Here is a 15,863-nt window from a genome sequence, read left to right as displayed (position 1 = left end):
AATGAAAGGTCCGGAGGCCACATCCACCACACAATCGCAGCGTCCGGAAATGGATAAAAAATCCACACAACCAGTATTCGCCCCTCTCAGAACAGAGTCACGTAACATACAGTAAGGCATTGTTAGCGATGGATTAAATTTAATTTACAATCCGATTATTTATGGCCCAGGCATAAAAAAACGCCTCCCGAAGGAGGCGTGTCAATTGACGAAGATACCCTACTCAACACTTAATGAATGCGATCCTCCGACTGAGGATCAAACAGCACCGCTTTGCTTAAATCGACCGACAAGCGGAACGGACACCCCGGCACCGGATGACTTTCCGGATCCAGCCGCGCCGTGACTTCCTGATCATTGAGCTGCGTCACCACCAGCGTATCGGCACCGGTCGGCTCCACGACATCCAGCACCGTCGTGAGATGTCCCTCATATGTCCCGGCCGGCGAATCACTGGCCTGACGGATCTGCTCCGGACGGATGCCGAGAATCACTTCCCGGTTGACCCAGTCGGACAACGCTTTTCCGCGGTCCGGCAGCGGGACCAGATGCCGCTCCCCGTCCCGATTCACCAGTTCAACCGCAAAGCCGTCGTTCAGACTGCGCAGATGACTGCGGACAAAGTTCATCGATGGTGAGCCCATGAATCCTGCGACAAACATATTCACCGGATTGTTGTAAATCTGCTCCGGGCTGGCGAGCTGGAGCAACACACCATCTTTCATCACGGCAATCCGGTCAGCCAGTGTCATGGCTTCAATCTGATCGTGGGTGACATAAACGATGGTGGTTTTCAGCCGTTGGTGCAGCTTTTTAATTTCGGTGCGCATCTCCACCCGCAGCTTGGCATCCAGATTACTGAGCGGTTCATCGAACAGATAAATCTTCGGCTCCCGCGCCAGTGCCCGTCCCATAGCGACCCGCTGACGCTGCCCGCCGGACAGTTCCGCAGGCTTGCGCTCCAGCAGATGATCGATTTGCAGCAGCCGGGCCACCCGGTCGACCTCCTGCGCAATCTGCTCTGGCGACACCTTACGCATTTCCAGGCCGAAGGCGATGTTTCGCCGCACTGTCATGCTCGGATACAGTGCATAGGACTGGAAAACCATCGCAATATCCCGGTCTTTCGGAGACAGTTGTGTGACCTCCTGATCACCAATCAAAATGGCACCTTCACTGATCTGATCCAGTCCGGCAATGGTATTCATCAGGGTTGACTTTCCACAGCCGGAAGGCCCAACCAGCACCAGAAACTCCCCGCTGTCGATTTGAATGTCTATATTCTTCAGCGCGTGATAATCGCCGTAATGCTTATTTACAGCTTTGATATGTAAGCTCGACATCGTCATTATCCTTTGACTGCACCGGCAACCAGTCCACGCAGGAAGTACTTACCGGAAATGATGTAAACAAAAATGGTCGGAATCGCCGCAATCATCGCGGCAGCCATATCCACGTTGTATTCCTTCACGCCGTGGCTGGTGTTCACCAGATTATTCAGCGCAACTGTTATGGGCTGTGAATCGGGGCCGGAGTACACCACGCCAAACAGGAAATCGTTCCAGATGTTGGTGAATTCCCAGATCAGCGTGACCACAATAATCGGGCCGGAAAGTGGCAGCACGATGTGATAGAAGGTCTGAAAGAATCCGGCACCATCCAGCTTGGCCGCCGAAATCAGCTCGTCCGGCAGTCCCACGTAATAGTTCCGGTAAAACAGGGTGGTAAAGGGAATTCCATAAATGGTGTGTACCAGAATCAGCCCGGGCACTGAGTTCGCCAGCCCCAGATAGCCCAGCGTCTGCGCCATCGGCAGCAACACTGCCTGAAACGGAATAAAGCAACCCAGCAGCATCAGGGCGAAAAAGAGTTCACTGCCCCGGAAGCGCCATTTCGACAGCACATAGCCATTCACCGCCCCGATGGCCGACGCCAGCACCACGGCCGGCAGGGTGATCTGGAAGGAGTTCCAGACATAAGCGGCCACGCCATCACAGCTCAGCCCGGTACAGGCCGATGACCAGGCTTTCTGCCAGGGTTCTGTCGTTGGAGATTCCGGCGGCATCACCAGATTTCCGCTGCGGATTTCAGCCAGATCTTTGAGTGAGGTGAACACCATCACCACCAGCGGCATCAGGAAGTACACCGCAAAGGTTCCCAGGACCAGATAGGTCAGGGCACGGTTCATGCGCTGGCTCCAGGAAACATTAACCATGTTTTTTCTTCCTCAGTTCTGAATACAGGTAAGGGATGAGAATGGCGATAAAGCCCATCAGCGTGATCATGGCACTCGCCGAACCGATCCCAATCTGATTCCGGCCAAAAGCGTGCTGATACATAAAGGTGGCAGGCAGATCGCTGGCATAACCCGGTCCGCCCGAAGTCAGTACCACCACCAAATCAAAGCTCTTGATGGCCAGATGAGACAGGATGATGAAACAGCTGAAAAAGATGGGTCGCATCATCGGCAGGATAATGCGCCGGTAAATGGTGGGCATGGTGGCGCCGTCAATCTGGGCAGCCTTGATGATCGAGCCATCAACCCCACGCAGACCGGCCAGCATAATCGCCATCACAAAGCCCGAGGCCTGCCAGACGGCCGCAATCACAATGGTGTAAATCGCCATATCTTTGTCCACCAGCCAGTCGAACTGAAAGCTGGTGAAGCCAAAGTCATGCATCAGTTTCTCAATGCCGATTTCAGGGTTCAGGATCCATTTCCAGGCCGTTCCCGTCACAATGAGAGATAACGCAAAAGGATAAAGATAAATGGTTCGCAGCGCCCCTTCTGCCCGGATTTTCTGGTCGAGCAATATGGCCAGCAAGGTTCCGACCGTGATGGCGATCAGAATGAACAACACGCCGAAAATAAACAGGTTGGTATAAGCCACGGTCCAGCGTTCCATGCTGAACAGCTTGCTGTAATTACTGAGTCCAACCCAATCGTAACTGGGCAGCATTCGGGAATTGGTAAACGACAACACCAGCGACCAGAGAATAAAGCCGTAGGTGAATATCAAAGTGATCAACACAGAGGGTGACAGCACCAGCTTCGGCAGCACCGCCTGGAACTTATCGATCAGGCTGTCACGCGGTGCAACCTCAGGCAAAGGCTGAACTTGGGTTTCAGTCGTCATAACTAAACTCTTGTCTGAAAAGCAGGCTGACCGGCACGCCAAAGGTGCCGGTCAGACACAGGAAGCGGTTACTTCACCAACTCAATGGCCGAAACCAGTCGCTGAGTTGCCGCGGCGGCATTCATGTCATTGTCATTAAAGAAGTTCGTCACGACATCGTAGACTGCCCCACTGACCTCAGGCTGCATGGCCATCGCGTGGGCAAAACTGGGCACCAGCGTGCCCGACTTGGCACTGGCCTGAAAGTCTGCCATGGATTGCTTGGCACAGCTGTCAAAGCGGGCCAGCGATACATCCGGACGGGCCGGAATGGAGCCTTTTTTGAGGTTAAATTCTTCCTGAAAAGCTTTAGACATCAGCAGTCGCGAGAGATCCTGCTGTGCTGCCTGAGCATCCTGGCCCTGTTGCTTGAACATCATGAAAGCATCCACGTTGAAGGTGAACGCGTCCTGCGTGCCGGGAACAGCTGCGCAGACATAGTCTTTCCCGGGTTGCTTGCCTGCAGCGGCGAACTCCCCTTTTGCCCAGTCACCCATGATCTGAACCGCGGCCTTGCCATCAATCACCATGCTAGTGCTCAGGTTCCAGTCTCGACCCGGCATGCCCTGATCCATATACGATTTCAGCTTTTTAAAGGTGGTAAAGGCCTGCGTCATGGTGTCGGAGCCCAAGGCTTTCGGGTCGAGCTGAACAAAAGCCTGCTGATACCATTCATTGCCACCCACCCCTAAAGCCACCTGCTCAAACACAGTCGCATCCTGCCAATCCTGACCGCCATGGGCAAAAGCCACATAGCCGGACTGCTTCGCTTTATCCATGTACGCGAAGAACTCATCCCAGGTTTGCGGGACTTTGCCGCCGTTCACTTCATCAAGAATCGACTTGTTCATCCACATCCAGTTGATACGGTGTACATTCACGGGCGCGGCCACATAACTGCCCTGATATTTATGAATATCTGCGACCACAGGCGGCAGCAGCTGGTCCCATCGCTCGCTGGCCGAAACCGTATCCAGCTTCGCCAGCACGCCCAGATCGCCCCACTGGGAAATTTCCGGCCCGGCGATCATGGACGCTGATGGCGGATTCCCTGAAATCGCCCGGGATTTCAGGACGGTCATCGCGGTTTCACCGCCACCGCCGGCAACAGCGAAGTCCGTCCAGGTGTGACCCTCATCTTTCATCATTTTCTGCAGGACGGCCAGTGCCGCCGCTTCGCCACCCGAAGTCCAGTAATGCAAAACCTCCACATTTCCGGCATGTGACTGTCCCATCGTGAAAGTGGCCAAAGCCGCTGCAATCAGTGATTTTTTCAGATGTTTCACGTTCATTTCTCCCTAAATAACGTTGTGGAACTAAAGCAAATCACCTTAGTCTCGAAATCGGCCCCGCCCACAACGCAGTACTCAGTACGGATGGGCACCGAAAAATGTTTCATTATTGTTAAAATCTATTGATTGATTATTCACTGAGGATGCTTAGAAGTCACTGAATGCTTGGTAAGCACGTGTAAGTGGTATGTAGCGCGTTTGTTACAAAAGCAGAGAATGGGTTTGTCCCCCTTTGAAATCAATCATTTCAGTCAGATCAAGGGGGCAAACAGGCAGTTTGAATGGTGGTCAGAGGGCCAGCGGTTCAACATGGGCAGACAGCACATAACCCACACCGCGGATGGTTTTGATCAGACTCGGATTCTTTGCATCATCTTCCAGGCGGTGACGCAGGCGGGAGATATGGACATCCAGACTGCGGTCATCCGGGGTTGAATCCCGGCCCCGGGTCATGCCATAGAGCTGATCTCTGGATAACACCTGATTGGCATGGGTCAGAAAGATTTTCAGTAATTGGAAATCGGCGCCGGACAACGGCGTCCGTTTGCCATCCCGGTCTTCAATTTCACGCTTCACATGATCCAGCACCCAGGAACCGAAGCGATAGCGTCTCGGCGCATCCGGCGGAGACGTTTTGACCACTGCAACGGGCTGACGCCGGCGTAAAAGCACCCGTACCTTGGCAAGCAGCATTCTGAGGTTAAAGGGCTTCACCAGAAAGGTTTCCGCTCCGACTTCCAGCGCCACAATCCACTCAGCCTCATCCACCGGCTCAGACATGAGCATCAAAGGGATACGATGCTGTTGATACAACTGGCGACACAAACTGAAGCCGTCATACTCCGGTGATTTCAGCTCCATGATGATTAAATCCGGTAACAGCACCGGCAAGCATTGGTTTAACTCCTGAACGCTGGACAGGCTGATCACATCAAACCCGGCATTGACCAGATACTGCTGTAACTGATACGTATGTGTTCTGTCCCCGTCCAGAATGACGATACTTTTCCTTCGCATGATTCAGCCTATCCTCACGTGTTCTGAAGAAATGAATGGTCGAACATCTGTCCCAGCCAAGGCTTACATAACATTTTTTACATTCTTATAACCAAAATCAATGGCTTTGTGAACCAATCAATGAATAAAAAGTGCGCTGATACATCGTCAGCAGGCTGTGGTCTAAAAAATAAAAAGCCTAACCACAACACATGGTTAGGCTTTGGTCTTACTCAAGGATTACTGGCAGAGGCCCAAATCGTTCCAGGCACCCCAGCTTGGGTCGGAACTTCCGGGTTCCTCGGTATTCCACCAACGCGCCTGATATTTACGGCCCAGATGCTGCACGATGTCATCTTTCTGTGCGGCAACCCCACTCTGCCAGACGGGCAGGCCCGCGCAGCTATCCCCGGTGCTTTGTTTAAAGCTGGCAGCCACTGTGGTATTGGCACTGATCGCCGTCAGGGTATAGCTCTGGTTCGTGACCGAGACAGGCTGGCCATTGACCAGGACCTGATCCAGCGTATACCCGACATCTGGCGTGAAAGTGAAGGTCTGGCTGGTGCCAGCTTCCAGTGACAGCACACCCGATGGTGCAACACTGCCCCCGGTACCAGCCGAAGCAGTCACGTCATGGTAAACCGGATCAACACCGCCAGTTTTGCCAAACGACACCAGCAGGGTTTGCGAAGCCGTCACATTCGGAATCGTCAGGCTATCCGTTGGTGTCGGTACCACTTCAACCCCATTGATTTTCACCGAGCGCACTTCATAGCCCGGATCCGGCGTAAAGGTAAAGAGCTGGCTCTGGCCTTCCTGAACCCGAACCAGGCCTTTCGGACTGATATCCCCGTAATACATCACCGTGGTGCCACTACAAGAGCCCAGATTCAGCCATGGCCCCCACTCCGGATGCCCGGTGCCGGGCTCAGTAGACTGCTGCCAGCGTGCTTCCCAGGTTTCACCCAGATGCGTCACCCGATCGCCCTGATTGTACGAGGTGCCACTGCTCCAGACCGGATCGGTACACTGGCCGGTCACTTCGTGACCTTTCACTTCAGCGGTAATACTCAATGGCAGGGCAGCATCCAGCGCGACGGGATCATTCATCCAGTCAATGATCTTCTTATGCGTGACAATCCGCACGTCCGGATGCGTCAGGGCATAATCCACAAAGCGCTTGAAGGCGACCCCCATGGGTGAATTATCCGCAAAGTTCTTGCCGTGTCCCCCAATCAGCATCGGGGCACGGTTGCCTTTCAGGCGCTGATCCAGGGTGTACTTCAGCGTGACATAGATTTCATCGGCATTGAATTTCAGCAGGTGCTCCAGATTGTAATCAAACCCGGTGACCTTACCGTTATCCAGACTGATGTAATCCTGTGCCGCTTTGGCCTTTTCACGCAGGTTATACGGCAGGCCGTCCTGATCATCTGGCGGGATGATGAAGACATATGCCGGCATCTGCCACAGGTTCGGATGCTTGCCGACATAAGGCTTATTGGCGAAACCATAGCCGTTCATGATGGTCAGCGCAGGCGCTTCATCATGCATGGTATACGGCCAGCTGAAGTTGGTGCCGTCTTCACCGTAAGACCAGCCTTCCTCCAGCGAGGTATCGTAACTGAAGCCGGAATCGACCAGATACTGATACAGGGCATCATTGGGCAGCAAATGCGGTGCACGGAAGCCATGCAGGCTGTTCCGCGGAATACCGACCGAGACGATACCGTCATTGGCAGTGTCGTTTTCCAGTTTCCAGGTGTTGTAGTCGAACAGATGTCCGTCCGGTTTATGGTTCTGGGTATGGTTACCCGCTTCGTTACCCTGATCGTAAGAACGCTTCCAGGATGCACCCGAGGCACCGGTGTAGAAGCCAGTGTGGAAGCCGGTGTAGGTCAGCGGCTCGCCATCGTAGGTCAGCGGATTACCTGTTCCTGCCGGGTTCGTGCGGGTTGCATGCAGATTGGTCAGCCAGTCCATACCGGCTTCGGTCGAGTTATCATCCGTCCCCAACGAGATAAACTGCGGGACTTTCTCTGGCGACAATCCACCCGGAGGCGCTTTCCGCGATGGCATCACACCGGGCTGATCCGGAGCAGGTCCCTGAGTTTCCAGTTTGGACATCGCACTGATGGCATACAATGCCGTGGCCTGACCAAAGATCGTCGGCTCGGCACTGACATAGTTCGTCCAGTGATCAAAGAAAGCCGTTTCCGTGGTATTGAACTTGTGTTCCCAGCGATCAGCCGGTTTTTCAATATCCGGATCCTGCATGTAATCCGGATGACCCGGCCCTCCTAACACCGCACCCACAGGTGGCAGTTCAGGTTTGATCTGATAGACCTGATGGTGCAGTCCCTGAGGTACTTGTGCCCCCAATTCCGGAGAATGCACAAAGCTGATCCCCCAGTTGTTCCGGCCCAACAGGTAGTCGAAATTGTCGTAGGCCAGTTTCTCGTAATATGAATCGCCTGTTTCCGTCACTTCACGGCTGGCCGCACCAGAAACATAGAGATTATTTGCCAGGGTGCCCCAGGTAAACGGCTGCGCCGAACCCCAGATATTGCCATCCATTTTGGCATTCACCAGATGTGCATCGATATCATGACGTGCCCGGTGACCCGCACGGCTGTCAAAGTCACGCAGCATCATATTCGACAGCAGGTTACTGCCAGACCAGCTGAACCAGTAGGCAAAGCCCGCGCTTTCAGAGTAGGCCTTCGCATCATCCAGATACTGCTGCTCTTTGGTCAGGTCATACAGAGCCGTGGCGGCAATCGCAAAGTTATCATCCACCGACAGACGCAGCGTCACTTCACCGGTCGCCGGATCCGTCTCCTTCAGAATATCGCGGTAGAACTCGTTCTTACGGTCGTTCTCGTAAGCCGGGAATTCCAGCACATCTGCCTGTTTTGCCCGGGCATAAATGGCTTTGGCCTGCGTCTCATAGCTGGCAGCCAGTGCGGTTTCGCCAACACTGTTAAACACTTTTGCCCCGTAAGCCAGGGCACCGGCCGTCACAGCCATATGGTTCGGCGACAGGGCAGCCAAGGCTTCCCGCTGGCCGTTCCGGATATCATCTTTCGGCAAACGCCAGTAGTTGTGATCTTCACCGGTTGAAACCTGAATAATGAACTCGTTGTTCTGCCAGGTTTTCATCAGATAATCCAGACCCACCTTGGCTTCATCCAGAATGTCGACCAGATTCGACTGGCTCAGTTCACGGGTGAAAATACTCGGATTATTCTCATACGCCTGCAGTAAAACATGGGTGGTGTAAGCTGTGGTCAGCGTAAACTTGATATAGTCCCCCGCATCACTCCAGCCGCCCAGCATGTCAACTGTCTTCCCGCTGGGATCCGCCGCCCAGGCACCGTCGTTCACCGGCCCGACAGGCCGCCAGATCGGTGCCACGGCATCGCCGTCATGACCGATCAGGCGATCGACCGTGTCAGCCGTTCCGCTACGCTGCTGGCGTAAAAAGCGCAAAACCTGATTGGCCAGATACCCATACGGATTATCTTTGACAGAGACCGTCGTCGGTGTTGAACCGGGAATTGATATTTCATATTCGCCTAACGCTTTTACGTCAGAAAAATCAAGCTCGTAGTTATGAGGTTGCGCGGTAAACGGGCCTGTGCCGTACGCCGCTGCACCAAAAGTGCCGGACAAGACAACCTGCCCGCCTTGTGTCACCTGCCAGGTTTTTCCTGTCAGATTTTCATCGGACATAACAATGGCAACTTTGTCACGTTCCGGGAAGTAGCCCGCCAGATTATGGCGAACATACACGTCTGCATAAGCTGCGCTGCTCAATGACATCAGCACAGCCAGCGAGAGTACGTTTTTTTTCATGATGTTCCTCAATCAGGGTTGCGAGGTTTGAACCACGTTCATTGCTGTTGCACAAGACCACCGGTACAGCGTCCATTGAGGGACAGTTCAGCCTGCTTTATTTGATTTCCTGAACTCTGCTTCTGCACCACCTGCTGCGACAAAATTCAGTATGAAAGTGGGGTCATTTTGAAGTCACGTAACATTGTGTAAGACCGTGTGAGACTGGTTTTACATTGACTTACATATCAGGAACGTCATGAAAGCAACCCAGTCAGGCTGCCTGATACAGCGAAAAGTGCAGCCCTGAACGGCATTTTCTGCGACTCAATTTTTTTTGAAACAACGCAGTTGTTGCGACCAACCAGTGAAGCAGATCGCATAAGGGAGGCATAAAAAAAGCCCCTGTGAGCAGGGGCTTAGAGGAAGGAAACCATTTTCGGAGAGTCAGTTAACCTTTATACACTTTCGGATTAAAGACATCCCGTAACCAGTCACCCAGCAGGTTAATCACCAGCACCAGCGTCACCAGCACAATGCCCGGAAACGCAGTGATCCACCAGGAGCCCGAGAAGATATAATTAAAGCCAATACTAATCAGCGAGCCCAGAGACGGCTGATCCACCGGCATTCCCAGTCCAAGGAATGACAGAGCGGCTTCCGACATAATGGCGTTTGCCACCTGAACTGTTGAGATCACCAAAATCGGTGACAAACAGTTCGGCAGAATATGACGGAACATGATTCGCGGTGATTTCAAACCCATCACCCGAGACGCTTCGACGTATTCTTTCTTCTTCTCTGCCAGTACAGAGGCGCGCACTGTCCGGGCATACTGCGGCCATTCTGCAATCCCGATAATGACCACCAGCATCAAGATGGCGTACTGGCTGTAAAAATCACTACCAAAGCTGGCCTTGAAAATCGCCGACACAATAATCGCCACCATCATGGTGGAGAAAGACAGCTGCACATCCGCAATCCGCATCAGGAAGCTGTCGATCCGGCCGCCAAAATAACCGGCGCACAGACCCACAATAATGCCGATAAAAAGCTGCAACGCGACAGCAAACAAACCGATTGCCAGAGAAATTCGCAGGCCATACATAATGGTCGAGAGAATATCACGGCCCTGATCGTCGGTACCCAGCAAGAAGCGAGCATCACCGAATTCCATCCAGGACGGCGCCAGCTCCGAGTCCATGATATCAATACTGTTCAGATCGTACGGATTCGTCGGTGAAATCAGAGGGGCAAACAGCGCCATCAGAACGAAGCACAGAAACACGGCAAAGCTGGCCATGGCCACTTTGTCTCGTTTAAAGAAATAAATAAAATCCGAGTGCATGAAACGCTGCCAGCGTGAAGGTGCGTCCGTCGTTTTAGTCGTCATGATTACGCTCCTTTACCTGTCAGGTTTACAGTTGGGTTGATCAGGCCGTACAGCAGGTCAACCAGGGTGTTGGTGACCACGAAAATCAAGCCAACAAAGATGACATAAGCGGTAATCAAAGGCGTATCCACTCGGTTAATCGCTTCCAGGAACAGGAACCCGGTGCCCGGCCACTGAAACACAGTTTCCGTCAGAATGGTGTAAGCCACCATGGTCCCGATTTGCACACCACCCACAGTGATCACAGGCAGCATGGTATTTTTCAGTGCGTGCTGGTAATAGACTTTGTTCTGCGCCAGGCCTTTGGCACGGGCAAATTTCACATATTCTGTGCTCAGTGCTTCCAGCATTTCTGAGCGCACCAGACGAATAAAGAGCGGCAACATAATTGATGCCAGCGAGACACTCGGCAGGATCAGGTGTGCCAGGCCATCCAGCGTAAAGAACCCTGAATTCCAGCCCAATACATTGGCCGTTTCCCCTCGCCCAAACGACGGCAGCCAGCCTAATTCAATCGAAAACACATACATCAGCATGATGGCCGTCAGGAAAACCGGAACCGAGATGCCGACAATACTGAAGCCCATAATCACTTTGGTCAGCGCGCTGTTGGGGTGAATTGCTGAATAAACCCCGAGCGGTATGGAAACCACCACGATAATCAACGACGCCGCAAACACCAATTCAAGGGTTGCTACCAGCTTATCTAAAATCACGTCCACAACCGGACGCTTGAAAAAGTAGGAATTACCCAAATCCCCTTGCACCGCTTTCGAAATAAAGCGGCCATACTTCACCATAAAGGGATCGTTCAGGCCCATTTCAGTCCGCAGCGCATCACGCTCGGCCTCGGACACAGACTGTCCCACCAGCTCACGCAGCGGGTCGCCTAAATTGTCCTGGATAGCAAACGCCACCAGACTGATCACAAACATCACTACCAGTGCCTGCACCAGGCGCTTGACTAAAAAAGTAAACATTCCTTGCCTCTTTAGACTTCCATGATCAGGCTCCGGCAATTACCGGAGCCTGAATACAGGAGGGTATTACTTGATCACCAGATCACCCAGGTATGGGAAGTCCATACCGTTCACGATAGGTTTGATATCCACATTTTTCTTGGCTGCCCAGGAAGGGTCCTGCCAGTACAATGGTACAAAGGCTGCGTCGTTATACAGCAGCTCTTCCACTTTCTTCAGCATAGTGCTGCGTTTTTCCAGGTCCGTTTCAGTGTTTGCCGCTTCAACCAGCTTGTCGACTTCAGCATTCGAATAGTGACCACAGTTGTACTGACCTTTACCCGTGTCCGCGTTGCGCGTCATGGTCAGGAATTCTGTGAAGTTCGCAGAATCCTCTGTATCCGGGTGCCAGCCAATCATCAGCATACCGGCTTCACACTTATCGAACTCAGGCCAGTACTGCGCCTTTGGCATGGTTTGTAGGTCAACTTTGATCTTGATTTTCGCCAGCATCGCCGCCACAGCCTGAGCAACTTTTTCGTCGTTCACGTAACGGTTATTTGGCGCAATCATGCTGATAGAGAAGCCATTTTCATAGCCAGCGTCTTTCATCAGTTGCTGTGCTTTTTTCAGATCATAGCGAGGTGTCAGCGATTCATTGTAGCCAGCGTAGCCGACGGGGCTTTGCTGAGCTGCCGGGGTCGCAGCACCTTTCATGATTTTCTGAGCGATCCCTTCGTTGTTCACCGCATAGACAATCGCTTGGCGAACACGGGCATCACGCAGTGGCTCAGCCACTTTCTGGTTCAGTTGGAAAGTAATGACACGCGTACCCGGCATAGTCACCAGATCCAGCTTGTCGTTACTCTTAATACGCTGATAGTCGTTCGGAGAAACAGGCGCAATCATATCAACGTCGCCAGACAGCAGCGCTGCAACACGCGTTGCATCTTCTTTGATTGGGCGCAGTGTGATGTTATCGACGTTACCTTCGCTGTCCTTGTCCCAGTAGTCCGCAAAACGCTCGAATTCAACTTTTACGCCTTGCTCACGGCTCGATACCTTGAACGGGCCCGTACCAGAGATGTTGGTCGATGCATAAGTTGAACCGTTTTTCTTCAGCTCCCCTTTGTCTTTGCCATTCTCGGTCTGACCGGTATAGAACTTACTGTCCATCGGGAATAGGTAAGTCATCACGTTCTCAATCAGCGGATAAGTCCCGTCCGTGATCACATCCACTGTCAGGGCATCGACTTTCTTCACATCAACAATCGGGGTGAAAATGCCTTTGAAATCAGCAGAAGTTTTCAAACGCTTGAAAGTCCAGATCACGTCATCAGCAGAGAAATCGTTCCCGGAGTGGAACTTCACGCCGTCACGCAGTTTAAAACGCATCGTGCTGTTATCGACACGCTCCCACGAAGTCGCCAGACGGGGTTCAAATTCCATCGACTGGGTGAAACGGATCAGTGGATCAAAACTCATGTGAGAAAGTTGCAGCGTACCGCCAGACAGCTGCTCATGTGGGTCCAGAGAAACCGGGTCCGCATCATAAGCCAAATTCAGGTTCGCGGCAGCAGCACCGAAGCTCAGACCAGCAGCCATTAATGCAACGGCTAACTTGCTCTTGATGGTTTTCATTCGCATAGCTCCTTTATGCAGGGAGAGAACTCCCAGATGGTTATGTTTGCTTATAATTGATTTTGGTAAGCAACAAATGCCCCGGTTCCACAGAACCAAGCCGGTTGCCCATTCAGGCATCCGGCAGGCAAATTGGATCACATCAGGCCAGTTTCAGGCCTTCCAGACTCATTCCCTTGAACTCAGGCATCAGAGAAATCAGCTGCTTGCTGTACTCGTGCTGCGGGTTGGTAAACAGTTGTTCCGTCGGGGCGACTTCCAGCAGTGTCCCATGCTGCATCACGCCAATGCGATCACACATCTGACGGATCACAGGCAGGTCGTGACTGATAAACAACATGGTCAGGTTGAGTTCATCCTGCAGATCTTTCAGCAGGTTCAGGATTTGCGCCTGCACCGAAACGTCCAGTGCAGAGGTCGGTTCATCACAGATCAGCAGTCTTGGGCGGGTTGCCAGCGCACGAGCAATCGAAATCCGCTGACGCTGACCACCGGAGAATTCGTGCGGATATTTCACACCGGATGCGCGACCCAAGCCAACATGATCCAGCAGATCGGCAACAATCTGGCGCACCTGCGCTTCATTGTCGGCTAATTTGTGGAAACGAATCGGCTCGGCGATGATGTCGAAAATTTTCATCCGCGGGTTCATCGAAGAGTATGGGTTCTGGAAAACCATCTGCATCTGACGGCGCATCGGGCGGCGCTCTTTCTCACTTTTCAGTGCGGTCAGATCAATCCCTTCAAACACAACTTTGCCGGAGTTTGGCGGATACAGACCAGCAATCACACGGGCAATGGTCGACTTTCCGGAACCGGACTCTCCCACCAGGCCGAAGGTTTCCCCTTCAAACACTTCAAAGCTGACATTATTGGATGCCTGAACATACTCCCGACGGCTTTCAAAGAAAGAATCTTTGGTCACAAAACGCAGGTTCACATTCTCGACCTGCAGCAAGGCACCAGTGTACTGGCGCTGATCTTCGCTCTGACCCAGCCAGTGATTCTTCACATCCAGCTGCGTGGTTTCACCCGCTGCTTCGATGTAGCTCACCAACGGGAAACGCTCCAGTTTGATATCGGAACGTGGAACGGCAGAGATCAGGCTCTTGGTATAAGGATGGTTTGGATGTCCCAGCACCTGTGCTGTCGGACCAATTTCGACCAGATCGCCCCGATACATCACGGCAACACGATCCGTGACGTTCGAGACAACCCCCATGTCGTGAGTCACCAGCATACAGCCGACGTTTTTCTTGACGCACAGTTCGCGAATCAGGTTCAGGATCTGGTCCTGAATCGACACATCCAGCGCTGTTGTCGGTTCATCGGCAATAATCAGATCTGGCTCTCCCGCCAGCGCAATCGCAATCACCACCCGCTGACGCATCCCGCCAGAGAACTGGTGCGGATACTGTTTAATCCGGACTTCCGGTTGCGGGATCCCAACCTGTTCCATCAGCTTGATTGCACGGCGCACCGCTTCATCCTGACTGACATTCAGATTTGTGACGATGGTTTCCGTCAGCTGGCGCTCTACAGTAAACAAGGGGTTCAGCGAAGTCATTGGGTCCTGAAATATGAACCCGATTTTGGCGCCACGCACTTTTCGCATGGCTTCAGGCGTCAGGCCAGAAATCTTCTGGCCATCCAGATAAACATCGCCACTGGCAATGTTTCCCGGTGGGCTCAGCAAATCAATCACAGCATTACCAACCGTTGATTTCCCCGCACCAGATTCACCCACCACACCGACGATTTCACCACGCTCGATAGAGAACGACAGTGATTTCACCGCAGCGTGGACACCGTGACGCGACGGATATTCAATACGAAGGTTTTTAACTTCCAATAATGCCATGTTCAGACCTCGACAACCCGGCAGCAACCCTGCCCGTCTGCAATTGATTCCATTCCCGTAGCCAGCCAAAGAGATCAGCTACATTAAGTGCCATCAATCTGGCAAACATTTCACTAAAAATCAACATTTCGTGCTGTAAAACTGTGCTAGAGCACAAAATCAGCATAAATAATCACTATCCAGATAGGTAAAAATCATCATAAAAATAACTTCCATTCACTATGGACTCAGGAAACTCAAAGAATCAAATGGTAACATTCACGAATTCACCCGAATATTTATGCGTCATGATTCTCCCACCAGCCTGAATAAAAAACCAAACACAAAACAACATAATTTTAACAAGACAATAGATTTAACTGACAATGAACTCAAAAGGCAGAAATTAGATTCAGTAATATCCGATAATCTAAGATAAAAAACTATGGATAAACTCTGTTGCCCTATGGGGCAATCTGAATAGTTAACAGAATGGCGGATCAACGATGCAGTAAAAAGTGACTCTCTATCAACTGAGCAGACGATTTCAGTTAGAAGTGAAAAAAGTGTGGCAATTGCAACACGTTCTGAAACAAGGCAAGGAGTTAGCGAATTTCAGAAACAAAAAAAGCCCGCTCATTGAGCGGGCTTCTTGAAAGTGGTCGGTGAAGAGGGATTCGAACCCCCGACCCTCTGGTCCCAAACCAGATGCGCTACCAAACTGCGCTA

At 52.2% G+C, this 15,863-nt stretch carries 10 protein-coding genes; all 10 read right to left on the bottom strand.

Annotated features, from left to right (window positions below):
- Positions 1 to 230: 230 nt before the first annotated feature.
- Positions 231 to 1,343 carry an ABC transporter ATP-binding protein gene (locus tag Q4579_RS14430; protein WP_303565198.1) on the bottom strand — a complete coding sequence of 371 codons (1,113 nt, stop codon included), beginning with the start codon at positions 1,341 to 1,343 and terminating at the stop codon, positions 231 to 233.
- Between the two features lie 5 nt (positions 1,344 to 1,348).
- Complete coding sequence (locus Q4579_RS14425; RefSeq protein WP_303565288.1) at positions 1,349 to 2,188, bottom strand: carbohydrate ABC transporter permease; 840 nt, start codon at positions 2,186 to 2,188, stop codon at positions 1,349 to 1,351.
- A 19-nt stretch (positions 2,189 to 2,207) separates the two neighbouring features.
- The gene (locus tag Q4579_RS14420; RefSeq protein ID WP_211646764.1) at positions 2,208 to 3,137 is read right to left on the bottom strand and encodes a carbohydrate ABC transporter permease; all 930 of its coding nucleotides are present in this window, start codon (positions 3,135 to 3,137) and stop codon (positions 2,208 to 2,210) included.
- A 68-nt stretch (positions 3,138 to 3,205) separates the two neighbouring features.
- Complete coding sequence (locus Q4579_RS14415) at positions 3,206 to 4,411, bottom strand: ABC transporter substrate-binding protein (protein ID WP_303565287.1); 1,206 nt, start codon at positions 4,409 to 4,411, stop codon at positions 3,206 to 3,208.
- Positions 4,412 to 4,756: 345 nt separating this feature from the next.
- Positions 4,757 to 5,485, bottom strand: a complete 729-nt coding sequence (locus Q4579_RS14410; protein WP_303565196.1) for a winged helix-turn-helix domain-containing protein — start codon at positions 5,483 to 5,485, stop codon at positions 4,757 to 4,759.
- Between the two features lie 219 nt (positions 5,486 to 5,704).
- On the bottom strand, positions 5,705 to 9,322 hold the full coding sequence (locus Q4579_RS14405) for a glycoside hydrolase family 9 protein (protein ID WP_303565195.1): 3,618 nt from the start codon (positions 9,320 to 9,322) through the stop codon (positions 5,705 to 5,707).
- A gap of 430 nt (positions 9,323 to 9,752) precedes the next feature.
- Positions 9,753 to 10,694 (bottom strand): ABC transporter permease, encoded by a 942-nt coding sequence (locus Q4579_RS14400; protein WP_303565193.1) that lies wholly within the window; start codon positions 10,692 to 10,694, stop codon positions 9,753 to 9,755.
- Between the two features lie 2 nt (positions 10,695 to 10,696).
- Positions 10,697 to 11,674 (bottom strand): ABC transporter permease, encoded by a 978-nt coding sequence (locus tag Q4579_RS14395; protein ID WP_303565192.1) that lies wholly within the window; start codon positions 11,672 to 11,674, stop codon positions 10,697 to 10,699.
- A 66-nt stretch (positions 11,675 to 11,740) separates the two neighbouring features.
- The gene (locus Q4579_RS14390; protein WP_303565191.1) at positions 11,741 to 13,294 is read right to left on the bottom strand and encodes an ABC transporter substrate-binding protein; all 1,554 of its coding nucleotides are present in this window, start codon (positions 13,292 to 13,294) and stop codon (positions 11,741 to 11,743) included.
- 142 nt (positions 13,295 to 13,436) lie between these two features.
- Entirely contained in the window at positions 13,437 to 15,155 is a 1,719-nt protein-coding gene (locus tag Q4579_RS14385) for an ABC transporter ATP-binding protein (protein ID WP_303565190.1), read from the bottom strand.
- Positions 15,156 to 15,863 lie beyond the last annotated feature (708 nt).

Origin of the sequence: Photobacterium sp. 1_MG-2023 (assembly GCF_030547945.1) — a bacterium.
Lineage (GTDB): Bacteria > Pseudomonadota > Gammaproteobacteria > Enterobacterales > Vibrionaceae > Photobacterium.
The sequence above is the reverse complement of the archived record's forward strand: the minus strand, read 5'-3'. Positions and strand labels throughout refer to the sequence as shown.